Annotated in this window: 21 protein-coding genes and 1 pseudogene; 11 read left to right on the forward strand and 11 right to left on the reverse strand. The window is 60.6% G+C overall.

Annotated elements, in window-relative coordinates:
• Nucleotides 1-49: 49 nt before the first annotated feature.
• Entirely contained in the window at nt 50-904 is an 855-nt protein-coding gene (locus tag AC1DIH_RS09125) for a sulfurtransferase (protein WP_477771441.1), read from the reverse strand.
• A gap of 29 nt (nt 905-933) precedes the next feature.
• Nucleotides 934-1,605, reverse strand: a complete 672-nt coding sequence (locus AC1DIH_RS09130; RefSeq protein ID WP_477771442.1) for a TetR/AcrR family transcriptional regulator — start codon at nt 1,603-1,605, stop codon at nt 934-936.
• A gap of 147 nt (nt 1,606-1,752) precedes the next feature.
• On the opposite strand from AC1DIH_RS09130, the gene AC1DIH_RS09135 reads away from it, so the two are divergent.
• The 5 genes from AC1DIH_RS09135 (at nt 1,753) to AC1DIH_RS09155 (ending at nt 6,413) form a co-directional block, all read left to right on the forward strand.
• Entirely contained in the window at nt 1,753-3,183 is a 1,431-nt protein-coding gene (locus AC1DIH_RS09135; RefSeq protein ID WP_477771443.1) for a coniferyl aldehyde dehydrogenase, read from the forward strand.
• A 26-nt stretch (nt 3,184-3,209) separates the two neighbouring features.
• Nucleotides 3,210-3,755, forward strand: a complete 546-nt coding sequence (locus AC1DIH_RS09140; protein WP_477771444.1) for a twin-arginine translocation pathway signal protein — start codon at nt 3,210-3,212, stop codon at nt 3,753-3,755.
• 87 nt (nt 3,756-3,842) lie between these two features.
• Complete coding sequence (locus AC1DIH_RS09145; protein WP_477771445.1) at nt 3,843-5,438, forward strand: GMC family oxidoreductase; 1,596 nt, start codon at nt 3,843-3,845, stop codon at nt 5,436-5,438.
• A 115-nt stretch (nt 5,439-5,553) separates the two neighbouring features.
• Entirely contained in the window at nt 5,554-6,033 is a 480-nt protein-coding gene (coaD, locus tag AC1DIH_RS09150) for a pantetheine-phosphate adenylyltransferase (protein ID WP_008019993.1), read from the forward strand.
• Between the two features lie 128 nt (nt 6,034-6,161).
• Nucleotides 6,162-6,413, forward strand: coding sequence for a YfhL family 4Fe-4S dicluster ferredoxin (locus tag AC1DIH_RS09155; protein ID WP_019694109.1), 252 nt, complete (start codon nt 6,162-6,164; stop codon nt 6,411-6,413).
• A 150-nt stretch (nt 6,414-6,563) separates the two neighbouring features.
• On the opposite strand, the gene AC1DIH_RS09160 is transcribed toward AC1DIH_RS09155, so the two are convergent.
• The 3 genes from AC1DIH_RS09160 to AC1DIH_RS09170 all read right to left on the reverse strand — a co-directional run bounded on the left by AC1DIH_RS09160 (nt 6,564) and on the right by AC1DIH_RS09170 (nt 8,659).
• Complete coding sequence (locus AC1DIH_RS09160; RefSeq protein WP_477771446.1) at nt 6,564-6,887, reverse strand: multidrug transporter; 324 nt, start codon at nt 6,885-6,887, stop codon at nt 6,564-6,566.
• 54 nt (nt 6,888-6,941) lie between these two features.
• Entirely contained in the window at nt 6,942-7,754 is an 813-nt protein-coding gene (gene mutM / locus AC1DIH_RS09165) for a bifunctional DNA-formamidopyrimidine glycosylase/DNA-(apurinic or apyrimidinic site) lyase (protein ID WP_054594486.1), read from the reverse strand.
• 89 nt (nt 7,755-7,843) lie between these two features.
• The gene (locus AC1DIH_RS09170) at nt 7,844-8,659 is read right to left on the reverse strand and encodes an HDOD domain-containing protein (protein ID WP_347930089.1); all 816 of its coding nucleotides are present in this window, start codon (nt 8,657-8,659) and stop codon (nt 7,844-7,846) included.
• A 201-nt stretch (nt 8,660-8,860) separates the two neighbouring features.
• On the opposite strand from AC1DIH_RS09170, the gene AC1DIH_RS09175 reads away from it, so the two are divergent.
• Complete coding sequence (locus tag AC1DIH_RS09175; protein WP_477771447.1) at nt 8,861-10,057, forward strand: class I SAM-dependent rRNA methyltransferase; 1,197 nt, start codon at nt 8,861-8,863, stop codon at nt 10,055-10,057.
• A 147-nt stretch (nt 10,058-10,204) separates the two neighbouring features.
• Entirely contained in the window at nt 10,205-11,407 is a 1,203-nt protein-coding gene (locus AC1DIH_RS09180) for an MFS transporter (protein ID WP_054594489.1), read from the forward strand.
• On the opposite strand, the gene AC1DIH_RS09185 is transcribed toward AC1DIH_RS09180, so the two are convergent.
• Nucleotides 11,404-13,137: a DUF4153 domain-containing protein gene (locus tag AC1DIH_RS09185; RefSeq protein WP_477771448.1), complete on the reverse strand. Its 1,734-nt coding sequence runs from the start codon at nt 13,135-13,137 to the stop codon at nt 11,404-11,406. The genes AC1DIH_RS09180 and AC1DIH_RS09185 overlap by 4 nt on opposite strands.
• Before the next feature lie 277 nt (nt 13,138-13,414).
• On the opposite strand from AC1DIH_RS09185, the gene ilvD reads away from it, so the two are divergent.
• A complete protein-coding gene (ilvD, locus tag AC1DIH_RS09190; RefSeq protein WP_145014284.1) occupies nt 13,415-15,256 on the forward strand; it encodes a dihydroxy-acid dehydratase in 1,842 nt (613 codons plus the stop codon).
• Nucleotides 15,257-15,358: 102 nt separating this feature from the next.
• Here the strand turns inward: ilvD and AC1DIH_RS09195 are convergent, their stop codons facing one another.
• The 4 genes and pseudogenes from AC1DIH_RS09195 to AC1DIH_RS09210 all read right to left on the reverse strand — a co-directional run.
• A complete protein-coding gene (locus AC1DIH_RS09195) occupies nt 15,359-16,585 on the reverse strand; it encodes an SGNH/GDSL hydrolase family protein (protein ID WP_477771449.1) in 1,227 nt (408 codons plus the stop codon).
• A gap of 1 nt (nt 16,586) precedes the next feature.
• Complete coding sequence (locus tag AC1DIH_RS09200) at nt 16,587-17,687, reverse strand: SGNH/GDSL hydrolase family protein (RefSeq protein WP_477771450.1); 1,101 nt, start codon at nt 17,685-17,687, stop codon at nt 16,587-16,589.
• Nucleotides 17,674-19,074: an MBOAT family O-acyltransferase gene (locus AC1DIH_RS09205; RefSeq protein ID WP_477771451.1), complete on the reverse strand. Its 1,401-nt coding sequence runs from the start codon at nt 19,072-19,074 to the stop codon at nt 17,674-17,676. Before AC1DIH_RS09205 ends, AC1DIH_RS09200 begins: the two co-directional genes overlap by 14 nt.
• 128 nt (nt 19,075-19,202) lie before the next feature.
• A pseudogene (locus AC1DIH_RS09210) lies at nt 19,203-19,298 on the reverse strand (hypothetical protein); the annotation flags it as partial.
• A 142-nt stretch (nt 19,299-19,440) separates the two neighbouring features.
• On the opposite strand from AC1DIH_RS09210, the gene AC1DIH_RS09215 reads away from it, so the two are divergent.
• Nucleotides 19,441-20,832: an L-cystine transporter gene (locus tag AC1DIH_RS09215; RefSeq protein ID WP_103316825.1), complete on the forward strand. Its 1,392-nt coding sequence runs from the start codon at nt 19,441-19,443 to the stop codon at nt 20,830-20,832.
• 115 nt (nt 20,833-20,947) lie between these two features.
• On the opposite strand, the gene AC1DIH_RS09220 is transcribed toward AC1DIH_RS09215, so the two are convergent.
• Nucleotides 20,948-21,460: a dihydrofolate reductase gene (locus AC1DIH_RS09220; protein WP_477771452.1), complete on the reverse strand. Its 513-nt coding sequence runs from the start codon at nt 21,458-21,460 to the stop codon at nt 20,948-20,950.
• Between the two features lie 85 nt (nt 21,461-21,545).
• On the opposite strand from AC1DIH_RS09220, the gene AC1DIH_RS09225 reads away from it, so the two are divergent.
• A complete protein-coding gene (locus AC1DIH_RS09225) occupies nt 21,546-22,925 on the forward strand; it encodes a DUF2868 domain-containing protein (RefSeq protein ID WP_477771453.1) in 1,380 nt (459 codons plus the stop codon).
• The gene (locus tag AC1DIH_RS09230) at nt 22,918-24,300 is read left to right on the forward strand and encodes a GTPase/DUF3482 domain-containing protein (RefSeq protein WP_477771454.1); all 1,383 of its coding nucleotides are present in this window, start codon (nt 22,918-22,920) and stop codon (nt 24,298-24,300) included. Before AC1DIH_RS09225 ends, AC1DIH_RS09230 begins: the two co-directional genes overlap by 8 nt.
• Nucleotide 24,301 lies beyond the last annotated feature (1 nt).

Here is a 24,301-nt window from a genome sequence, read left to right on the forward strand (position 1 = left end):
CTGACAGTCCGCCATCGCGAGCAGGCTCGCTCCCACAAGGGATCTGCGATTAGTCGCCGGTAGCAACGCCACGCGCGGGATCGGTGATCCACTCGCTCCACGACCCGGCATACAGCGAACCCAACGGATAACCGGCCAGGCACAACGCAAACAGGTTATGGCACGCGGTCACGCCCGAGCCACAATACGCCACCAGTTCGGTCGGCGAACGATCGCCCAGTTTCGCGGCAAAGCGCTGCTTGAGCTGATCGGCAGGAAGAAAGCGCCCGTCGGCATCCAGGTTGTCGGTAAAGGCCGCGCATTGCGCGCCGGGAATGTGCCCGGCGACCGGGTCAATCGGCTCGACCTCGCCTCGAAAACGCGGCAGGCCTCGGGCGTCAAGCAAGGTCAGGCTCGGTTGACCGAGACGCTGTTGCAGTTTTTCGGCACTCACTAACAAGGTGTGGTCCGGCGCGCCGGTGAAGGAGCCACGGCTGATTGCCGGTGCATCCAGGCTCAGCGGTAAACCGGCCGCGTGCCAGGCCTTGAGGCCACCGTCGAGAATGAACACGCCATCGCGCTTGCCCAACCACGCCAGCAACCACCAGGCCCGCGCGGCATACATGCCGGGGCCGTCGTCATACAAAACGATTTCGCTGTCGTGACTGATACCCCAATCCTGCAAACGCTGAATCAAGTGGTGCGGCGTCGGCAATGGATGGCGACCGGTGACACCCTTGACCACGGGTCCGCTGAGGTCACGTTCGAGGTCCGCAAACGAGGCCCCCTCGATGTGCCCCAGGGCATAGCTGCGCTGGCCGTAATCCGGGTCTTCGAGGGCAAAACGACAATCCAGAATCACCAACCCGGCCTGAGCCTTTTTCTGGTCCAGGGCATTCGGGCTGATCAGTTGCGCAATGGGCATAGCGGGCTCCTTTAAGTCTTTGATCGATCCTACTGCACTTCTTCCAGGGCCTGGGCCAACGGCACGTAAAACTCCTCGAACAAGGCGTTGACCGCCTCGCGGGCTTGCTCCGTGACAAATCCTGCTTCCAGCACCAGCACCTGATACACGCCACGTTTAATGGCTTGCTCGCTGAGGTGGTTGGAGTTTTCCCGTGTGGTGCACAGAAAACGCACCCAGGACGTGAGGATGATCCAGGCATTGAGCGTCAGGGATTCGATCTGGACCTTGTCCATGCTCAGGATGCCGGCGTCGACGAAGCCTGCATAAATCGCCGTGCCCTGTATCAGGCAACGCTGGGAAAAACGCCGGTAGCGGGCAGCCAGTTCCGCATCGTTGTCGAGCAAGTGCTCGAGATCGCGGTGCAAAAAACGGTAGCGCCACATGGCCGACAGGAGTTCCTGCAAGTAGAAGCGCTTGTCTTCAACGGTCGCGGCGCGGCCCTGGGGTGGGCGCAGGAAGCTCTCTACCAGGGCTTCGTACTCACTGAACAACACGGCGATGATCGCCTGCTTGTTGGGGAAGTGGTAGTACAGGTTGCCCGGAGAAATCTCCATATGCGCAGCGATATGGTTGGTACTGATGCTGCGTTCACCCTGTTGATTGAACAGCTCCAGGCTGTTCTGCACGATGCGCTCGCTGGTTTTTATTCGTGGGGCCATGGCTTGAGCTTTAATTCTTCAGTGCGTTGCCGGGCATCTTACGACCTATCCGCTGGCGGATAAATCATCGCTTCCCGAGGACATCATTTGACTTTCTAGAGCATAGACTCTAAAAACTTCCTCATTCTAAAAAAAACCGGAGCTACCATGCCCGCCGACATTGCCTACCTGCAAAGCTCCCAACAGCTACTGAGTGAGCTTCACGATCTGTTTGCCGCCCAGCGTCAGGCCTACGCGGCCCACCCGATGCCGCCGGCGGCGCAACGCCAGCAATGGCTCAAGGCACTGCGTGATCTGCTGAGTGACGAGCGTCAGGCCTTGATCGACGCGATCAGCCAGGATTTCAGCAACCGCAGCGCCGATGAAACCCTGCTCGCCGAGCTGATGCCGAGCCTGCACGGCATTCAGTACGCCAGCAAACACCTCAAAGGCTGGATGAAAGCGTCCCCGCGCAAGGTAGGAATTGCCTTTCAGCTGGCAGCGGCCAAGGTGGTTTATCAGCCGCTAGGCGTGGTCGGGGTCATCGTGCCGTGGAACTATCCGCTGTACCTGGCCATCGGCCCGTTGGTCGGCGCGTTGTCGGCGGGAAACCGGGTGATGCTCAAACTCAGCGAGTCCACGCCAGCCACCGGGCAACTGCTGAAAACGTTGCTGGCCAAAGTGTTCCCCGAAGACCTGGTGTGCGTGGTGTTGGGCGAAGCCGAGGTCGGCGTGGCCTTTTCCAGGCTGCCCTTCGATCACCTGCTGTTCACTGGCGCCACCAGCATCGGCAAACATGTCATGCGTGCGGCGGCAGAGAACCTGACGCCGGTGACACTGGAATTGGGCGGCAAGTCTCCAGCCATCGTTTCCCACGACGTACCGCTCAAGGACGCCGCCGAACGTATTGCCTTCGGTAAAACCCTGAATGCCGGACAAACCTGTGTCGCGCCGGACTACGTGCTGGTCCCGGAAGAACGGGTCGGCTCCTTTGTCGAAGCCTATCGTCAGGCGGTTCGCGGGTTTTACCCGACACTCGCGGACAACCCGGACTACACCGCGATCATCAATGAGCGCCAATTGGCCCGGCTGCGCAGCTACCTCAGCGATGCCACCAGCAAGGGCGCGCTGCTGATCCCGGTCTTCGAACAGGATCAGGACCGACGCATGAGCCATAGCCTGCTGCTGAATGTCAGCGACGAGATGACCGTGATGCAGGACGAAATCTTCGGCCCGGTGCTGCCGATCGTGCCTTACAAGAATCTGGACCAGGCGTTCGCCTACATCAACCAGCGGCCACGTCCGCTGGCGCTGTACTTCTTCGGCTACAACAAGGCCGAACAAAACCGCGTACTCAACGAAACCCATTCCGGCGGCGTGTGCCTGAACGACACCTTGCTGCACGTCGCGCAAGACGACATGCCGTTTGGTGGTATCGGCGCTTCAGGCATGGGCCATTACCACGGACATGAAGGCTTCCTGACGTTCAGCAAAGCCAAAGGCGTGCTGATCAAGCAGCGCTTTAACGCGGCGAAGCTGATTTATCCGCCTTACGGCAAGTCGATCCAGAAACTGATCCAGAAGCTGTTCATCCGCTGACGCCTCATGACCGGGTAATAACAATAATGCATCCAAGCCTGACCGAATCCCCCGCGCTGACGCGGCGCGGCCTGCTCAAATTCAGTCTCTGCGCCACGGCCTTCCTGACCACGGCCGGCCTTGGCGCCAGCCTCAGTGGTTGCTCGGCCAGCAGCCCGGCCAGCGGTTTCGCGATTTTGCGCAGCAGTGATCTGCCGTTCTTGCGCGCGCTGATCCCGGTGATGCTCGACGGCGCCGTGGCCGTCGAAAAACTCCCGGCCGCCGTCGAAGGCACCCTGCTATCGCTCGACCATGACCTCAATCACCTGTCGCCGGAAATGCTCAAGCTGACCCAACAACTGTTCGATGTGCTCGGCATGGCTATCACTCGCGGGCCACTGACCGGAATCTGGGGCCACTGGGAAAACGCCAGCAGCGACGACATCCGCCAATTCCTCCAGCGCTGGCAAAACAGCTCGCTGAGCCTGTTGCGCATGGGCCACAGCTCGATCCTGCAACTGGTGATGATGGCCTGGTACAAACGCGCCGAATCGTGGGCACATTGCGGGTATCCGGGGCCGCCCGCCGTTTGAGACCGAGGTGTCCCTATCGCGTTCCGCTTGCTCGCGAAGGCCGCAGCCGCATCACCACCGAATCCAAAACAATAAGAGAGCCCAAAGATGCCCGTACCCGATCCGTTCCGCGAAGGCCTGGCCCGTGGCTGGAAAACCTACAACGGCTCGCAACTGGCCAATGATCTGACGCTGGAGGCCGACATTGCGATCATCGGCAGTGGCGCTGGTGGTGGCACTACCGCCGAAATTCTCAGCGCCGCCGGCTACAAGGTGCTGCTGATCGAAGAAGGCCCGCTCAAGACCAGCAGCGACTTCAAGATGCTCGAAGACCAGGCCTATTCCAGCCTTTATCAGGAAGGCATCGGCCGCATGAGCAAGGACGGCGCGATCACCATCCTGCAAGGCCGCGCAGTCGGTGGCACGACGCTGGTCAACTGGACCTCAAGTTTTCGCACCCCCGCGCCGACCCTCGAACACTGGGCCACAGAACACGACGTCAAGGGCCACAGCCCGGCGGAAATGGCGCCCTGGTTCGAAAAAATGGAGCAGCGCCTCGGTGTCGCCCCGTGGATGGTCCCGCCCAACGCCAACAACGATGTGATCAAAAAAGGTTGTGAACAGCTCGGCTACAGCTGGCACGTGATCCCGCGCAACGTGCGCGGTTGCTGGAACCTCGGCTATTGCGGCATGGGTTGCCCGACCAACGCCAAGCAATCGATGATGGTCACGACCATTCCCGCGACCCTGGAAAAAGGCGGTGAGCTGCTCTATCTGGCCCGTGTCGAACAATTGCTGATCAAGGATGACAACGTCACCGGCCTGCGCTGCGTGGCAATGGATGAGCGCTGCGTGGCGCCGACCGGGCGCAGCATCACCGTCAAGGCGCGGCACTATGTGCTGGCCGGTGGCGGCATCAACAGCCCGGCATTGTTGCTGCGCTCCAAAGCCCCGGATCCCCATGAGCGCCTTGGCAAGCGGACCTTTCTGCACCTGGTGAACATGTCTGCCGGGCTGTTCGACGAGGTGATCAACCCGTTCTACGGCGCGCCGCAGTCGATTTACTCCGACCACTTTCAATGGCAGGACGGCACCACCGGCAAAATGTCCTACAAGCTGGAAGTGCCGCCGCTACACCCCGCGTTGGCGGCGACCTTGCTCGGTGGCTTTGGCGAAGAGAACGCTCGACACATGCAGCAATTGCCGCACACCCACGCGATGCTGGCCCTGCTGCGTGACGGTTTTCACCCTGACAGCCCTGGCGGCAGCGTCGAATTGCGCGGCGATGGCTCACCGGTGCTCGACTATCAGGTCTCAGCCTATGCCTGGGACGGGATACGTCGAGCGTTTCATAGCATGGCCGAGATCCAGTTTGCCGGTGGCGCCAACGCGGTCATGCCGATGCACGCCGACGCGCGCTACGTGAAAACCCTCGCCGAGGTGCGCACATTGGTCGACGGCCTGAGCCTTGAGCTGTACCGCACTCGACTGGGCAGTGCTCATGTGATGGGTGGATGTGCCATGGGTGAAGACCCGAAAAATGCCGTCACCGACAGTCTCGGTCGTCATCATCAACTGAGTAATCTTTCGATCCATGATGGCTCGCTGTTCCCCACCAGCATTGGCGCCAACCCGCAATTGTCGGTCTATGGACTGACCGCGCAACTGGCGACAGCGTTGGCCATGCGTTTAAAAAACCCATGAAAAAACCCATAATTCGCATCGTCTATAGTGCTTTCTTACCCCAAAGGCGACTTGGCCGACCGGGAAGGCTGCGATACCATCCGACTCCCCAACGGACTCCCGCCAGGACGACGCGATGAACCGAGTGTTGTACCCAGGTACCTTCGACCCTATTACCAAGGGCCATGGCGATCTGGTCGAACGCGCCTCGCGCCTGTTCGATCATGTGATCATCGCCGTCGCCGCCAGCCCGAAGAAAAACCCGCTATTTCCCCTGGAACAGCGTGTTGAGCTGGCCCGCGAGGTCACTAAACATCTGCCGAACGTCGAAGTCGTCGGATTTTCGACGCTGCTGGCGCACTTTGCCAAAGAGCAGAACGCCAACGTGTTCCTGCGTGGCCTGCGCGCGGTATCGGATTTCGAATACGAATTCCAGCTGGCCAACATGAACCGCCAGTTGGCCCCGGATGTGGAAAGCCTGTTTCTTACCCCGTCCGAGCGTTATTCGTTCATTTCTTCGACGCTGGTCCGTGAAATTGCTGCCCTGGGCGGCGATATCACCAAGTTCGTCCACCCTGTCGTGGCCGACGCGCTGACCCTGCGCTTCAAGAAGTAAGCGCTGCCGCAGACTGCAATCTCTTGCAGTCCATCGCGCCTGCGTGCACTGCGGGCGCCGATGCGGCACAATTGTACGCATCAGTTTTCAGATGCCTGGGCAGACTACCCCGGCAGGAGTCAGTCCCAATGTCCCTGATCATCACCGACGATTGCATCAACTGCGACGTCTGCGAACCCGAGTGCCCGAACGCCGCCATCTCCCAGGGCGAAGAGATCTATGTGATCGACCCGAACCTCTGCACCCAGTGCGTCGGCCACTACGACGAGCCACAGTGCCAGCAGGTTTGCCCGGTGGATTGCATTCCGCTGGACGAAGCGCATCCAGAGACTCAAGAGCAGTTGATGGAGAAGTACCGCAAGCTTACCGGCAAGGCTTAAGTATGCGGTGTCCGTAAGGACGCCATCGCGAGCAGGCTCGCTCCCACATTGGATCTATGTCGAACACACTTGTTGTGGACGCCACAAAGCTAATGTGGGAGCGAGCCTGCTCGCGAAGAGGCCATCAGCCACACCGATGATCCAGCTGATTCAGTTCTGCTGCTCAAAACCCTCCCCGATACACCCCAGGCAACGGACGAACGCCGCTTTCGCCGGATCGACCACCAGCGCCTGCCCCGCATCGCCTACCCCGCCGCCCAGCGCGGTAAACGGCAATGACACGATAAACACCCCCGCACCAATCACCGTCGCTGCCACCAGCAACGGGCGGGCGATCAGCAGATCGCCGATCATCGCGTAGGCCGGTGGGTTGTGGATGCTGTAATTGGGGTCGCCACTGCCGCCGTCGGACGCCTGGGCAGATAAGCCGATGCTCAACAGCAGCGCGGCAGCAAGGGATCGAATCGATGTCATGGTACGGTCCTTCGTCTGGGCAATCAGACCACTAACTATAGACCGTAGGAATTCTCAGCTCTGACAACGTGGGCAAAAGACGCTGGCGCGCTGCCCGAGGCGAACTTCCCGCAATTCGCTACCACAGACCTTGCACTGCTCACCGCCACGGCCGTACACGAACAGCTCTTGCTGGAAATAGCCCGGCTGGCCGTCACCGCCAATGAAGTCGCGCAGCGTGGTGCCGCCGCGTTCGATCGCGGCGGCCAGAATGCGTTTGATCTCGATCGCCAGCTTCAGATAGCGCGCCCGGGAAATCCCCTTGGCCTCGCGGCGCGGGTCGATCCCGGCAGCAAACAGCGCTTCGGTCGCATAAATGTTGCCAACCCCGACCACCACCGCGTTGTCCATGATGAACGGCTTGACCGCCATCGAACGCCCGCGTGACAGCTGGAACAGCCGCTCACCATCGAACAGATCAGTCAGCGGCTCCGGCCCCAGACGAACCAGCAATTCGTGATTCAGCGGATCGAGGCTCCAGAGCATCGCCCCAAAACGTCGCGGGTCGGTGTATCGCAGCGCCAGGCCGGATTCGAGTTCGATGTCCACATGCTCGTGCTTGAGCGCCGGCAAGCCGACTTCCACCAGACGCAAATTTCCCGACATGCCCAAATGGCTGATCAACGTGCCGACCTCGGCGTTGATCAGCAAATACTTGGCACGTCGCTCCACCAACACGATGCGCTGCCCGGACAGCCGCACATCGAGGTCCTCGGGGATCGGCCAGCGCAGACGCCGATCACGCACAATCACGCGGCTGACGCGCTGCCCTTCAAGGAACGGGGCAATACCGCGACGGGTGGTTTCGACTTCTGGCAGTTCAGGCATGGCGCACTCGGTTCAGGAAAGGTCTAGGGTCTGTTGACGTTTGGTGGCGGCCGCGACGGATGCCACCAAACGTCAACAGCCCCTAACACTCAGTGGTGAGCGCCGAGCTCACGAATCGTCTGTTTGAGGTTTTCGAAGTCGTAGTCCGAGAGACCGACATAATCGAGCACCAGGTGCCCGATGCTATCCCACTCGTGGTCTTCGGTCTGATTGCCCAGCACCCGATACGACGCGCAAATGTGTTCCGCCATCTTCAGGATCGCCAGCAAGTTTTTCAACTGGCTGTTACGGGATGATTCGTCGCTGAAAATCGCCAGCGCATTGTGGTGATTGGCGATAGCGTCGGTCACATGCTCCGGCAGACGCCAGGACTTCGCAGTGTAGTAACCGACCACGGCGTGGTTGGTATTGAGCACACGGTTCTCGGTATCCACCACCCGGCACTCGGCGTTGGCACTGGCGTAGGCTTCTTCCAGCACCGACATATAGTTGGGGAATCGCTTGAGCATCAACGGTACGCCGCAATCGTGGAACAGGCCTAACGCATAAGCCTCGTCCACCGCTTGCGAGCCAATGCGCTTGGCCAGGCTCAGGCTGGTCATCGCCACGTCCTGGGCGGTGTCCCAGAACCGGTTCAAGGTGACGATGGTGTCATCATTCATCTCGCCCTTGATCGACTGTGCGTTGATCAGGTTGATGACCGAACGACTGCCCAGCAGGTTCACCGCGCGCTGGATCGAGGCGATCTTGTTGCTCAGCCCGTAATACGGCGAATTGACGATCTTCAACAAAGCGCCAGAGAGGCCCGGGTCCTGGGAGATCAACTTCGCAATCACTTCCAGGTCCGGGTCCGGCATGTACTGCTCCATCTGCAAATCCACCATGATTTGCGGCTGAGGCGGCACGCTGATGCCTTGCAGGGCCTGTTGAATCTGTTCGGAAGATAGCTCTTGGGACATACGTACTCACTCTGGGCCAAGGGGCGATTCTAGCGGAAAAAATCCGCCACATGGGCGATCTGTCCGACGCAACGCCCAGAAACAACCGCGCTGCGCCTCCCATCTAGCGCTATAATCCCGCTCTTTTTTTTCACCTGGAGCGACGTCATGTCCCTGCCAAGCTTGCGCCTCAAAGCCAACGCCGACCGTCGCCTGCGCGCCGGCCACCTGTGGGTCTACAGTAACGAAATCGACGTAGCCGCCACCCCGCTGCACGGCTTCAAGGCTGGCGACCAAGCGATTCTCGAAGCTGCCGGCGGCAAGCCGCTGGGCATCGTCGCCATGAGCCCGAACAACCTGATCTGCGCTCGCCTGCTGTCGCGCGACATCAAGTTGCCGCTCGACAAGTCGCTGCTGGTGCACCGCCTCAACGTTGCGCTGTCCCTGCGCGAGCGCCTGTTCGACAAACCGTTCTACCGCCTGGTCTACGGTGACTCCGACCTGCTGCCGGGCCTGGTGGTCGACCGTTTCGGCGACATCCTGGTGGTGCAGATCGCTTCGGCGACCATGGAAGCTCATAAGGACGACGTGATCGCTGCGCTGACCCAAGTGCTCAAGCCAAGCGGCATTCTGTTCAAGAATGACTCTGCGGCCCGTGACGCCGAAGGCCTCAACCGCTACGTCGAAACCGTCTTCGGCCTGGTGCCGGAGTGGGTTGCCCTGGAAGAGAACGGCGTGAAGTTCGAAGCACCGGTCATCCAGGGACAGAAAACCGGCTGGTTCTACGACCACCGTATGAACCGCGCGCGCCTGGCACCCTATGCCAAAGGTAAACGCGTGCTGGACCTGTACAGCTACATCGGCGGCTGGGGCGTGCAAGCTGCCGCTTTCGGTGCCAGTGAAGTGTTCTGCGTCGACGCTTCGACCTTTGCCCTCGATGGTGTCGAGCGTAACGCCGCACTGAACGGTTTCACCGACAAAATAACCTGCCTTGAAGGCGACGTGTTCGAAGCCCTGAAAGAGCTGAAAGCCAACGAAGAACGATTCGACGTCATCGTGGCCGACCCGCCAGCCTTCATCAAACGCAAGAAAGACATGAAGAATGGCGAAGGCGCCTACCGTCGCCTGAACGAGCAAGCCATGCGTCTGCTCAACAAGGACGGCATCCTGGTCAGCGCTTCGTGCTCGATGCACCTGCCCGAAGACGATCTGCAGAACATCCTGCTGACCAGCGCCCGTCACCTGGACCGCAACATCCAGCTGCTGGAACGTGGCGGTCAGGGTCCGGATCACCCGGTGCACCCGGCGATTGCCGAGACGCGGTATATCAAGAGCATTACTTGCCGACTGCTACCTAACAGCTGATGGCTGAACTCGCTGTAGGAACGGGTTTTCCCGCTCCTACAGCGACGGCCCGCATTACTACGGGAAGCCTCCTACGTTACTTTTGATTGAATTCCATTTTTCGCAGACTAGTATCGGTTTCTGGATTTACTCCGGAAAACAAAAACAATGTCTGAGTCCACCTGTTCACCCTCAATCAGTGGCGACGTAAAGCGCCAACAACTCTCCCGTTTCATCCTCATCACCTGCATTTCCTTGATCAGCTTTTTCCCGATCAACATCCTGCTGCCTTCTTTTCCTGCCCTGGGTTCCAGGTTCGATACGCCAACGGCAGAAGTCGCACTCTCCATCAGCTTGTTCACGCTCGTCTTCTCGATCTCCCAACTGATCGCCGGTCCGCTATCGGATAAATGGGGCCGCAAGGAAGTCCTGATCGGCTGCATTACCCTGTCGATCCTCGGCGCTATTGGTTGTGCACTGGCCCCCAACTACCTGGCCTTCCTACTGTTTCGCGGTGTCCAAGCCATAGGCTGTGGTTTCTTCGTCCTGGGCCACGCGCTGGTGGAGGACCTGTTCGACGAACAAGACCGTGCCCGCGTGCGCCTCTATTACATGACCTTGAGCGGTTCGTTCGTCGCACTCTCGCCGCTGATCGGCTCATGGCTGCAAACCACATTCGACTGGCAAGGTAGCTTCTACGGGTTCGCCGCGATGGCGCTGGGCATGTTGATCCATGCGTTCTGCATCCTGCCCTCCAAGTCCGCCAGCCCGCACCGCGAGCCCTCATCGATCATCGGCACGCTGAAAGCCGTCATACGTAATGGAGACTTCCTGCGCTACTGGTGGATCGCCGCGCTGGTATTCGCCTGCTACTTCGCGCTGATCAGCGTGACGCCATTGATTTTCATGGATGCGCTGAAACTGTCCGAATACCAGTACGCACTGGTGCTGATGGTGTACGGCGTGGCTTATCTGCTTGGCGGTGTGGCGGCCTCGTATCTGCAAAAACGCATCGCGCTGTCCCGGCAAATCAATATCGGCCTCGGATTGCTTTGCGTCGCGGGTGTGCTGCTGACGCTGATCCTCAGCTTTGATGTCATCACCACCGTGACTCTGCTGATCCCGATGCTCATCAGCGCCCTCGCCGTCACCCTGGTTCGACCCGCCGCGATTTCTGCGGCGATGCTGCTGTTTTCCAGCAGCGCCGGCACGGCAGCCTCGGCGGGCAACAGCATTATGTTCCTCACGGCCGCCGTCAGCAGTGCGGCATTGGCCCAGGCTGGCGATCATCTACTCATGACCATCGCCTTCAGTTTCATTGGGCTCAGCCTATGGGGGTTACTGACCAATCACCGAACAGGCCGCCGCTAAGGCTCTCGAATCACTGGTGTGAGCAGCATATCGCTGGACTGCAATTGTCTGTAACGCGGTTTGACCAACGAAATCCTGCCTTCGCGGATATCGTTAATCAGCGTCTCGGTGTCAACATAACCTTCGGGGAGTTGCGTCCACACCAGAGGGCCGCGATCGTCCCACTCGCCTTTCCCGTCCAGGGCATAAATGCGCGGCGGTTTGAAATCGTGGCGGAAAATGGTGCGAGGCACTACCAACACCTCGTTCTGGCCGTCCTGGTCGAGGTCGACCGCCCATAGCACGCAGCCGGACTCGCAAGGCGAATCGGTGTTCAGACTGATCTCGGCAAACTGCTCACTGCCTTTGGGCTTGGGGCCGATCCATTCCAGTTCGGGCTTGGGTCGTCGGGACCGCTCCTTTGCATCCTGCTCACTGTAACTCAGCGATGTGTCGTCCATCCTCTCGCGCAACGCGCGGCGTGCGTCCGGATCAAGAATGCTCTCCTGATCCAGATCGACTTGCAGCTTGGCATACGCCTCTTCACCGGCCTTCTCCAGGCCAAACCGCAGGTAGTGCGCATCAAACGCCTCAGCCTTGGTGCGCCCATCGAGCAAGCGCCGCACCTGATCGTCAACGCTGAGCTGTACCGGGTTGAGCAGCGGCGTATTGATCAACACCAACAGCCCACAAAACAGCAACGCCAGTGCCGGGTTGGTCACACGCAAGTTGCCCAGCCAGGCCGGCGAGCGCAAGGCCACCGCCCACACCGCCGCCAGGCCGTACAAGCTACACAGCAAGGCAAGCGCCAGCGCGACGAAACGTTGCGGCGACAAGGCATATTGCTCGACCCGCAGCCAGCTTGAGTAAAACGCCAAGGCGGCGAGAACCGGCAAGCACAAAAGGCTCAACTCGATAAAGTGCGTCAACCATTTGGGGTACGGCCGAGTCTGGACGCCCTCCTGGAAAACGCCATTGAGCAAGAACAGTTGAGCGCCGGCCAACACCAGCAAAATCGGGGTGGAGTAGCCCGTGGCCCAAATCCGATCAAGCCCGGTGAAAGGCAAGGTCAGGGTAAACAGCACACTGATCAGAGCAATCAACGGCAACAGCAATCCACAGGCACTGAACAACATGCCGCGCATCTGGCCGATGACTTTCTCGCTGCGCGCCGCCAAGTACATGCCTGACGCGAACACCAGCGGCAGGCTGAAGCACAGGAACACCTGGCTCCAGAAGTGGCGCTCGAAAAATTCGATGCCCAACATCAGGAACAGTCGGCTCCAAAGCTTGAGCAACAACATGAACAATCCCACCAGAATCAGCGCGTACAGCACGATGAACACACTGTTCCAGGCTTGCTGAAACAAGTCTTCATAGCGCCAGCGCTGCCCTTTGACGGCGGGCCAGGCGAACAGGAAGCTGGCGCAGACATAGCTCAGCAACACCAGGCTGATGAACCAGGAGTTGATCGCCCAGCGGCTGCTGACGACATGCTCGGGGCCGTAGCAGACCCACAGCGTCATACCGCCCATCAGCAGGGTGAACGCCAGCGTAGGCAGCAGAGAGCGCCACTGTCGGACTTTCTCCCCGAGCAACTGCAACGTTGTCCCGCCCACCAGGACCACGGTGCAGGTGACAAAAAACAGCGTTTCGCTCACGCGATAGAGCTGGTCGGAGTAGAAGAATACGATTCCCTGGATCAGGCCGATCAGCAGGTAAAACCCAAGAAAACGATTGAGACCGGGCATTCCAGTTCCTTTGGAGTGGGGGAAGGGCAAAAGGTCGCCAGTCTAAACAAAGCCGCCGGCCCTGAGTATTGCCCCGTTCCCTCCAGCCGCCAGCGGTGTAGAATCGAACGATTCATCGCCAGTCATCCCCCGGCGGGTTTATGAGCTCAGGCTGAGGCGCGCGGCGATCCCGCAAAGTCATCGGCAACTTTCGGACACACGGCCATTTCTGAGTGTTCCCGAGGTCAATAGAAGCTCACTCCCCTTTTGATACCTGCTTAGCCGCCCGGAGTGCTCCATGCCTGATTACCGCTCGAAAACATCCACCCACGGCCGCAACATGGCCGGCGCCCGCGCATTGTGGCGCGCCACGGGGATGAAAGATGACGACTTCAAAAAGCCGATCATCGCCATTGCCAACTCGTTCACCCAGTTCGTACCGGGCCACGTCCACCTCAAGGACCTCGGCCAACTGGTCGCCCGCGAGATCGAACGTGCTGGCGGCGTTGCCAAGGAATTCAACACCATCGCAGTCGATGACGGCATCGCCATGGGCCATGACGGCATGCTGTATTCGCTGCCGAGCCGCGAGATCATCGCCGACTCCGTCGAGTACATGGTCAACGCCCACTGCGCCGACGCCATCGTGTGCATCTCCAACTGCGACAAGATCACCCCTGGCATGCTGATGGCCGCCCTGCGCCTGAACATCCCGGTGATCTTCGTCTCCGGCGGCCCGATGGAAGCCGGCAAGACCAAACTCGCCAGCCACGGCCTCGACCTGGTCGACGCCATGGTCATCGCCGCCGACTCCAGCGCTTCTGACGAGAAAGTCGCCGAGTACGAGCGCAGCGCCTGCCCGACCTGCGGTTCATGCTCCGGCATGTTCACCGCCAACTCGATGAACTGCCTGACCGAAGCCCTCGGCCTGGCGCTGCCTGGTAACGGTTCGACACTGGCTACCCACAGCGACCGTGAACAACTGTTCCTGCAAGCCGGCCGCACCATCGTCGAACTGTGCAAACGCTACTACGGCGAGAACGATGAGTCGGTGTTGCCACGCAACATCGCCAACTTCAAGGCGTTCGAGAACGCCATGACGCTGGACATCGCCATGGGCGGCTCGACCAACACCATCCTGCACTTGCTGGCCGCTGCCCAGGAAGCCGAGATCGATTTCGACCTGCGCGACATCGACCGTCTTTCGCGCCACGTTCCGCAACTGTGCAAAGTCGCGCCGAACATCCAGAAGTACCACATGGAAGACGTGCACCGCGCCGGCGGGATCTTCAGCATCCTCGGTTCCCTGGCCCGTGGCGGCTTGCTGCACACCGACCTGCCGACCGTGCACAGCAAGACCATGGCTGAAGGCATCGCCAAGTGGGACATTACCCAGACCAACGACGAAGCGGTGCACCACTTCTTCAAGGCCGGTCCGGCAGGCATCCCGACCCAAACCGCGTTCAGCCAGTCGACCCGTTGGGAAACCCTCGACGACGACCGTGAAAACGGCTGCATCCGCAGTGTCGAGCACGCTTACTCGCAAGAAGGCGGCCTGGCCGTGCTGTACGGCAACATCGCCCTCGACGGCTGCGTGGTGAAAACTGCTGGTGTCGACGAGTCGATCCACGTCTTCGAAGGCAACGCGAAGATCTTCGAAAGCCAGGACAGCGCCGTGCGCGGCATCCTTGCCGATGAAGTGAAAGAAGGCGATATCGTCATCATTCGCTACGAAGGTCCGAAAGGCGGCCCGGGCATGCAGGAAATGCTCTACCCGACGTCCTACCTGAAATCCAAGGGCCTGGGCAAAGCCTGCGCCTTGCTCACCGATGGTCGCTTCTCCGGCGGCACCTCGGGCCTGTCCATCGGTCACGCTTCCCCAGAAGCCGCTGCCGGCGGTGCAATTGGCCTGGTACGGGACGGCGACAAGGTGCTGATCGACATTCCGAACCGCTCGATCAACCTGTTGGTCAGCGACGAAGAACTGGCTGCGCGCCGCGTAGAGCAAGACAAGAAAGGCTGGAAACCGGTTGAAGTGCGCCCACGTAAAGTGACCACCGCACTGAAAGCCTATGCCTTGCTGGCGACCAGCGCCGACAAGGGCGCTGTACGTAACAAAGCGATGCTCGACGGGCTGTAATGCTTAACCGTTGAACACAAAAATGCCCCGCCAAGTGCGGGGCATTTTTTTGCGTTTCAGAAGCCTCTGTGGGCGCCTAAAGCTGTGCAGCCGCAGCAAGGCTCACGGCATGCGCTCGCCCAACTGCTCCCGCAGGAAGCGATACAGTCCCTCGGCGCTCTTGCGATAACCATCCGCGGTCAGGTGCACCAGATCATTGCGGGCCAGCTCATTGGCCTGCCACCGGCTGATTGAGCAATCACCGCCCATAAAGGCTTGCCAGTCCCAGAACAGCACGCGATTGCGCTGCGCCACGGCTTTCTGGATCTGGATAAGCTGTCGCAAGGGCTGCGGCTGCGCGGAAGCGCAGGCACTCGCGCCACGGTGTTTGATGGAGTCCGGCGCACCGACCAGCAGAATCACGGCCTTGGGCAAGGTTTTACGCAACAGGGTGATTTTGTCCTGCAACTGGCTCCGGTATTTATCCAGGTCCAGGTCGTCGTCGAAGGCCTCGTTGGTGCCGTAGGCCAGGATAACCATGTCCGGGAGCAACGCCTTGAGGGTGTCCGGCCAATCGGCCTGCCACTTGTCCAGCACGTCCAGCCGGGCACCGTTGATGCCCAGCGCCGAATAAATCACCCCGGAGCTCTTCTGCCCAAGGATATTCCAGCCACCCAGGGCCAGTCCCTCGGTATGGGTGACACTCATTTCCACTGGCAGCGTCACGTTGTTGAACGGCGGGCTGAAGCGCCACTGCCCGCCCGTGGCCGCAAGCATGCGAGTGGCCTGAGTGAGATTGGTCTGGGCCTTGAGGCTGCTGTTGGCAGACGCCTGATAGAGCGCTGAAATCCGGTACTGCTGGAGACTGCCTTCGCGCTCGGCAATCTGCACCTTGGCCCCCGGGGTCATCGGTAACGACAAGTAACCGCCCAGTGGGAACTGAGTACTTTGTTGATTGCGCGCCGAGACCAGCGACCACTGACGATTGGCGGCGGTGAGGATGACGCGTTCATAGCGCGTGCCGGGCACAGGCGTTGCGGCGACAACCCCTATCCCGCCGTCACCGTACTGGGCCTGCAACAACCGCCGCACCTCACCACTGAACAGATCGGCCGCCGTGTGGGAGTCGCCCAACTGCACAATAGTGATCGGCGTGCGATCCGCCGTTTTGAACTTGCGCGCCAGTGCCGCCAGGTTCGGATCGCCGCCCCCCACCGGCACGACGTTCTTCGAGGTGTAGCCAGGCTTTTTCGGCGCAGGCGCCGGTGTGGCCTGGACCTCGGCCGTGGGGCTGCAACTGCTCAGCAGGGTAATGCTCAACAACAGCGCAATGCCGTGCAGTCGCCGCATATCAGTGCTCCGTCAATTGTTGGCTGGGAAAGTTGATCAGCGACAACACGCGTTCGGCGATCAGCCTTTGCCCGGTCGGCGTGAAATGGATGCCGTCATCGACCCGGGTCTTGACCTTCCGGTTACCGTCGACCGTCAGGTAATAGGAGAACTCATCGGTTTGATAGCCCAGAATCTCGTTGGCCGACACAAACTGCTGATGGTAGGCCGCAAGCTGGCTCTTGTAGAGCCCGTTCAGGTAGGCCATGGCCGCCGACAGCTTGGCCTTCTCCATGTTTGGCGGGCCGACCCAGATCACCTGTACCCGATGCGCGCGGGCGGAGTCGAGAATGGAGTCGATACGCTGACGATAGGCCACTTCCCATTCAGGGGTCTTGAAGCGCAAGAACGGTTTGTGCTTGCCGTCGGGCATGTCCCAGGGATCGTTGGGACCGAGGAACATCACCATCAGGCGAATCTTCGGGTGGCCCTGCAAGGTGCTTTCGACGGTCTTCGGCCAGTTGAAGAAGCTCGGGTAGGCCAGCCCGGTACTCTGCCGGCTCAGGTTGATGCTCTTGACCTTGTAACGCTTGAGCAGGGTATTCGCCATATGCGGGGCAACCCCTTGCATCAGCGAGTCACCGACAAAAAGCACCTCATCACCGAGCGCCAGCGTCGCCATCAGCGGAGTGACCGGCGCGCCGTCAACGGACGGCGCAGGCTTCACCGCGGGATCAGTCACGACCTGGGGTGGAGCTTCTACCGGTTTCGCTGCCTGTTCGAGTGTCGGCAATGGCGCAAGCGTCTCGCCAAGCGGTTCCTCTTCATTCACTGCGGCTTGAGCCTGATCGATCAGTTTGACGTCATCCAGGCCCTCAAGCCGGGCGATGAAACCTGACCGCGCCTCCGCCAGCGTCTGGTTCAACTGAGCTCCGAAACGCCACTGCGGATTCTGCGCCAGACCGGGAATCTCGCAGCCATCGTGATACTTCTGCTGGCAGTACAGACGAATCGAGTCCTGGTTGAACCAAAACAGCAGCGCGCTGATGACGAGGATCGCATACAGCACTTTGAGTGCGCCGCTCAGGTTCGTGGACAGTGGCGATGCGTTAGAAACTGGCATAGATAAACCCCGGTACGCCCGATGGAGAAGCAAAGATCACCACGCAAATGAACAGCCCCAACGGCACTGGATACAGCAGCCATGGCAACCGGACACTGGCGTCGAACAACCGACGCGTCAGCGCCACAATCTGTGGATAGATCGCCACGAACAGCAGGCAGCCCAACAATGAAAGACCATTGCTGACCAGCCCCGCCCGCGACATCCCGCCCAGACCGCCGAGCATCTCAATGGCATCCCCAAGGGATGCACAACGGAAGAAGATCCAGGCAAACGCCACATAGTGGAAGGTCAACAACCGCGCCAGCAGATCGGCCCCCAGCCAGGTCGGACGCTCCGGCAGCCAATGGCTGAAGAGTTTGTACAGCGCCAGTCCCACGCCATGCAGTGCACCCCAGATGATGAAATTCACACTGGCGCCGTGCCACAGCCCGGAAATCAGCATGGCCAGCAGCATGTTCAGATTGCCGCGCCAGACCCCACGGCGATTGCCACCGAGCGGGATGTACACGTAGTCACGGATAAACGTCGACAGGCTGATGTGCCAGCGCCCCCAGAACTCCTTGAGGTTACGCGCGGTGTACGGGAAGTTGAAGTTCAGCGGCAAACGGAAACCCAGCAACAAGGCAATGCCCGTCACCAGGTCGGTGTAGCCGCTGAAGTTGAAGTAAATCAGGAACGAATAACCGTAAACGCTGCGCAAGATCTGCTCGGCCGAAAAGCTGGCGGACGACTCGAACACCGGGTCGACCCACTCGTTGGCCAGCCAGGAGCTGAGGAAGAACAGCTTGACCACCGCCAGCGCAATCAGCCCCAACGCCCGCTGCGGTTCCAGCACCTGCCGGGCTTGCACTGGGCGAATCTGCGGCAGCATGTCGGTGGCCCGGTTCACGGGACCGGCGATCAGGCTCGGGAAAAACGCCAGGTACAACGCCAGGTCAAAAGGCGAACCTGGTTTCAGCTCGCCACGGTTGATCGACACCAGGTAGCTGACTGAGTGAAAGGTGTAAAACGACAGTCCGACCGGCAGCAACACTTCCAGCAGCGGCAGCGAGACTTCAAGCCCTAGCTGAGCGAAGGCGCTTTGCACCGTACTGGTAAAGAAGTCCTGGTACTTGAACAGGTAAAAGCAGCCGAGCACCAGTAACAACATCAACCCGTTGACGAATGAGCGCCCCGGAAAACGTTCACTCAGCAACCCGAGCAGGTACACCAGTGCGGTGTAGCCCAGCAGGATGTAGAGGAAGCCCAGACTGAAACTGGCGAGGATCGCGTAACTGGCGGCCAGCAACAGTACGTTCTGTAGACGCGTACTCCAGCACACAGACCAGTAAACGAGGAAAAAAAGGATGAAACACAAGCCGAATTCAATCGAGAGATAGCTCACAACGTAGTCCATTACGTACTGCAGAAATCCAAGCCCGGCACTGAAAAACAGGCCGGGGCGCAAACGGCCGCGAGTATGGCAGAACGCCTTTCGCCGTCACAAGTTGAAACACTATTACGAACGAACAAAGCGACCAGGCGCACCAGCCCTTCAGAAGCCGCGGTAATCACATAAACCTCGATACCGTTTTCCATGAGCTTGTTGTACAGCTCAGCTTGGCCGGTTTCGCCACAACGCCATCTGCTTATTCCAAAAACCATGGCAGCCATACGTTTTTGATATTAATTCATTAGATATCAAGCTGTTAGGCTTGCCGGTTCGCAATCGCCCCGGAACGCGATTGGCACAAGTCTTTTTGGAGCCTCAATGAATCTGCCGCTGATCCTCAATCTGCTGGTATTCCTCGCCTTGCTGTTCGGCCTGGCGCAAACCCGTCACACCACCTGGAGCCTGGCGAAAAAAGTCCTGGTCGCGCTGGTGCTCGGCGTGGTGTTCGGTGTTGCCCTGCACACTGTTTACGGCGCCGGTAGCCCGGTGCTGAAGGCCTCGATCGGCTGGTTCGATCTGGTCGGCAACGGTTATGTGCAGTTGCTGCAAATGATCGTGATCCCGCTGGTATTCGCCTCGATCCTCAGCGCCGTAGCCCGTCTGCACAATGCCTCTTCGCTGGGCAAGATCAGCTTCCTGACCATCGGCACCCTGCTGTTCACCACCGCCATTGCGGCGCTGATCGGCATTGGCCTGACCAACCTGTTCGGCCTGACGGCTGAAGGCCTGGTCGCCGGCACCCAGGAAATGGCTCGCCTGCAAACCATCCAGACCGACTACGCGGGCAAGGTCGCCGACCTGAATGTCCCACAGTTGCTGTTGTCGTTCATCCCGCAGAACCCGTTCGCCGATCTGGCCCGGGCCAAGCCGACCTCGATCATCAGCGTGGTGATCTTCGCTGCATTCCTTGGGGTCGCGGCGCTGCAACTGCTCAAGGATGACGTCGAAAAAGGTCAGAAAGTGCTCAACGCCATCGACACCCTGCAAGCCTGGGTGATGCGTCTGGTGCGTCTGGTGATGAAGCTGACCCCGTACGGCGTACTGGCGCTGATGACCAAAGTGGTCGCCGGTTCCAACCTGCAAGACATCATCAAGCTCGGCAGTTTCGTGGTGGTGTCGTACATCGGCCTGGGCCTGATGTTCGTGGTTCACGGCCTGCTGGTGTCGCTGGCCGGGATCAACCCGCTGCGCTTCTTCCGCAAGGTCTGGCCGGTGCTGACCTTCGCCTTCACCAGCCGCTCCAGCGCCGCGAGCATTCCGCTGAGCATCGAAGCGCAAACCCGCCGCCTGGGCATTCCACAATCGATCGCCAGCTTCGCCGCCTCGTTTGGCGCGACTATTGGCCAGAACGGTTGTGCCGGTCTTTACCCTGCGATGTTGGCAGTGATGGTTGCGCCGACCGTGGGCATCAACCCGTTGGACCCGCTGTGGATCGCGACCTTGGTAGCGATTGTGACCTTGAGTTCGGCAGGCGTTGCCGGTGTCGGCGGTGGCGCAACCTTCGCCGCGCTGATCGTGCTGCCGGCCATGGGCTTGCCGGTGTCACTGGTGGCGCTGCTGATCTCGGTTGAACCGCTGATCGACATGGGCCGCACGGCATTGAACGTCAGTGGTTCGATGACCGCTGGCGCGATCACCAGCCAGATCATGCAGCAGACTGACAAAGAGCTGCTGGATGCGGATGAGCATGAGGAGTTGGCGCAGGCGTAATCAATGCCTGTAGACCGCTATCGCGAGCAAGCTCGCTCCCACAGTAGATTTCAGTTGTTCACAAAATTTGTAGCAAACCTGAAACCCTGTGGGAGCGAGCTTGCTCGCGATGCTTTTAAGCTTTCTCCCAAACCTCGAAGCTGTAGGCGGGCTTATCGCCTTCCGCCGGATTCGGGACATTCGACACAAGCGTCCACTGTTCCAGATCAAACTCCGGAAACCATGCATCGCCCTCGGGGCTCAGCGCCACGCGGGTCAGGTATAGCCGATCGGCCTGTGCCAGGCCTTGCGCATACAACTGCGCGCCGCCAATCAGCATCAGCTCATCGACGCCCTGCTCCAGCGCCCATTCCTGCGCCCGTATCACTGCGGCTTCCAGCGACGGATAGACTTCCGCGCCTTCAAGTTGCAGGTCGGTCTGACGGCTGACCACGATGTTCAGCCGGCCGGGCAGCGGGCGACCGAGCGAATCCCAGGTCTTGCGCCCCATGATGATCGGCTTGCCCAGCGTTGTGGCCTTGAAGTATTTGAAATCCCCCGGCAAGTGCCAGGGCATGCTGTTGTCGACGCCGATCACGCGGTTTTCACCGAGGGCTGCGATCAGGCTGAGAGGGAGAGTTTTTTTCATGTCGGCGAGGATACCAGAGCCTCGCTTACCCCGATAAGCGCCACAGCGGTTATGCTCAACGTTCATTTGAGCGACGGGATGCCGCGTGACTGAACTGACCACACTGCAAACACTTTGGCTGACCGAAACCATCCGCCTGCGCGAGGAACACGCGGGCCCCCTGGAAGATCAGGAAGCCAATCGTCTGGCCCGCAGCGCGGGCGGCGATCTGCCGACCCGCATCGAGGCCCGCGCCCTGTGGCTGGCCGAACGCGATGGCTTGACCGGCGCGCTGCGCCATTGGCTGCAAGGGGCGCGACTGGCGCTGATCGTTCTGGTCGTATTGGCGATCGTCAGCGGTGCCGGGCTGGCATTTGCCGCATTGAACGACGGCCAGACACCGGTCAACGTGTTCTGGGCCCTCGGCAGTCTGCTGGGGTTGAACCTGATTCTGCTGCTGAGCTGGGCCTCGGGCCTGATATTCGCTGGCGATTACGGCGCCACGCTCGGGCGCTTGTGGTTGTGGCTCAGCGAAAAACTCGCCCGCGACGCCAAAGCCGCACAACTGGCGCCGGCCCTGCTGCTGTTGCTGCAACGGCAGAAACTCAATCGCTGGGCGCTCGGCATGCTGGTCAACGGCTTGTGGCTGCTGGCAATGCTCAGCGCCCTGGCGATTCTGCTGACGCTGATGGCCACCCGGCGCTACGGTTTCGTCTGGGAAACCACGATTCTCAGCGGCGACACGTTCGTGGCCATGACCCAGGCCCTTGGTGCGCTACCGGCACTGCTCGGCTTCAGCGTGCCGACGGTGGAGATGATCCGCGCCAGCGGCGACACCGCGCTGAATATCGAAAGCGCCCGGCAAGCCTGGGCCGCATGGCTGGTGGGCGTATTGCTGGTGTACGGCGTATTGCCGCGCCTGCTGCTCGCGCTGTTCTGCCTGTGGCGCTGGACTACCGGTCGTGCGGCATTGCATCTGGACTTGAACCTGCCCGGCTACGCGCCGTTGCGTGAACAACTGATGCCGAGCAGCGAACGCCTCGGCGTCAACGATCTCGCGCCCGAGCGCCTGCATCAGGTCGAAGGCGGCGCCAGCGCGCTGGACAGCGACGGTGCGTTGCTGGTGGCCATCGAACTCGACGACCAGCGTCCATGGCCGCCGCAACTGCCGAAGAACGTCAAGAACGCAGGCATCCTCGACAGCCGCGAGTCCCGACAAAAGTTGCTGGAACAGCTGACCCGTTTCCCACCGGAACGCCTGGCCATTGCCTGCGACCCTCGGCGTTCACCGGATCGCGGCAGCCTGGCATTGATCGCCGAACTCGCCCGCAGCGCCAGCGCGACCCGGATCTGGCTGCTGCAAGCGCCACCCGGTCAGGCACTCGACGCCGAACGCCTCGGCGACTGGCACACCGCGCTGCAACAGTTGGCGTTGCCGTTCGCTGACTGCGCGCCGATGAACTGGCTGGAGTCGGGTCATGACTGATTCTGCAAAGAAGCCGCTGAAGCTCGCCGTGGTCGGCCACACCAACGTCGGCAAAACCTCATTGCTGCGCACCCTGACCCGCGACGTCGGTTTCGGCGAAGTCTCCCATCGTCCGAGCACAACGCGGCATGTCGAGGGCGCCCGGTTGTCGGTGGACGGCGAGGCCTTGCTTGAGCTTTACGACACGCCGGGGCTGGAAGACGCCATCGCCCTGCTCGATTACCTGGAGCGGCTGGAACGCCCCGGCGAACGCCTCGACGGCCCGGCGCGGCTGGCGCGTTTCCTCGACGGCAGCGAGGCGCGTCAACGTTTCGAGCAGGAAGCCAAGGTGCTGCGGCAACTGCTGGCGTCCGACGCCGGCCTCTATGTGATCGACGCCCGCGAACCGGTGCTGGCCAAGTACCGCGATGAACTGGAAGTGCTGGCCAGTTGCGGAAAACCGCTGCTGCCGGTGCTGAATTTCGTCAGCAGCGCCAACCACCGCGAGCCGGATTGGCGCGACGCCCTGGCCCGTTTGGGCCTGCATGCGCTGGTGCGTTTCGACAGCGTGGCGCCGCCCGAAGATGGCGAGCGCCGGCTCTATGAAAGCCTCGCGCTGCTGATGGAAAGCGCACGCGCTCAGCTTGAGCGATTGATCATCGACCAACAGGCGCAACGCGCAGCGCGCCAGCAAAGCGCGGCACGCTTGATTGCCGAACTGCTGATCGATTGCGCCGCCTGTCGGCGCAGCGTGGTCAGCGATGCCGCACAGGAACAGCAGGCCATCGGCGAACTGCGCAAAGCCGTTCGCCAGCGTGAACAACGTTGCGTCGACGCGCTGCTCAAGCTGTACGCCTTCCGCCCACAAGACGCCGCCGCCAGCGACTTGCCGCTATTGGACGGCCGCTGGGGCGATGATTTGTTCAACCCCGAAACCCTCAAGCAACTGGGCGTACGCGTCGGCGGCGGGATCGCCGCTGGCGCGGCGGCCGGTGCCGGCGTGGATTTGCTGGTCGGCGGCCTGACCCTCGGCGCGGCGGCGCTGGCCGGGGCGATTGCCGGCGGCGCCCTGCAAACGGCGCGCGGCTACGGCAGCCGCTTGCTGGGCAAAATCAAAGGCCAGCGTGAGCTGACCGTTGACGACAGCGTGCTGCGTTTGTTGGCGTTGCGTCAGCGGCAACTGGTGCAGGCCATGAACATGCGCGGACACGCGGCGATGGACAGCATCCAGGTCGCCACACCACAGGACAAGAGTTGGCGCGAAGGCAAACTGCCGGAGGCGCTGACCAAGGCTCGCGCCCATCCGCAGTGGTCTTCGCTCAATCCTCATGCACGGTTGAGCCAGGCGGAACGCCAGGAGCAGATTGAGGCGCTGACAGGCAAAGTGCTGGAATGAT

This window comes from Pseudomonas sp. 05N36 (assembly GCF_056397385.1).